Source organism: Streptomyces sp. URMC 123 (assembly GCF_051386515.1).
In the GTDB taxonomy this organism is placed as follows: domain Bacteria; phylum Actinomycetota; class Actinomycetes; order Streptomycetales; family Streptomycetaceae; genus Streptomyces.
This window is the reverse complement of the sequence record NZ_JBPQTV010000690.1, coordinates 1-561: the sequence shown is the minus strand read 5'-3', so window position 1 is coordinate 561 and position 561 is coordinate 1. Positions and strand designations below refer to the sequence as shown.

Annotated in this window: 1 pseudogene; it reads left to right on the top strand. The window is 70.4% G+C overall.

What is annotated here, in order from left to right:
* Nucleotides 1–561 (top strand): annotated as a pseudogene (locus ACSNOD_RS31660) (vanadium-dependent haloperoxidase); the annotation flags it as partial.

Sequence of the window (561 nt, the reverse complement as noted above, 5' to 3'; positions counted from 1 at the left end):
TGCTCAACCTGTACAAGGGCCAGGCGAGCTTCCTCGGCCTGAAGTTCCGTGAGCGGTTCGGGACCGCGCCGCCCTCCGAGGACATCCATCTCGACGTCTGGGCAGTCAACCCCATGGTGACGCAGATGATGGACGCGCGGAACCTCGACGGCTCGGAGAACAGGGACGTCTACACGGCCGACGGCAAGCCGGGCGCCTGGCGGCCCACCAGCTACCCGGACATGGTCGACCCCACCTGCGAACGGGACAGCCAGGCCGTCTCGCCTCTCTGGGGGAAGGTCAAGCCGTTCGCGCTGACCTCCGGTGCGCAGTTCCGACCGGCCACGCCCGGCCTGTACGGCACCTACGAGAGACTGCTGGCGAGCGACGAGTACAAGGCGCAGGTGGAGGCGGTGCGCGCGGCGGGCGCCGACGCGCCGACCGCCCGCACGCCGACGGTGAACCGCACCCTCGACCAGGAGGCGGCCGCGTGGTTCTGGGCCAACGACCTGGACGGCACGTACAAGCCGCCGGGCCAGCTTCTCGAGGCCACCCGGCTCGTGTCGGAGGCCCAGGGACTGA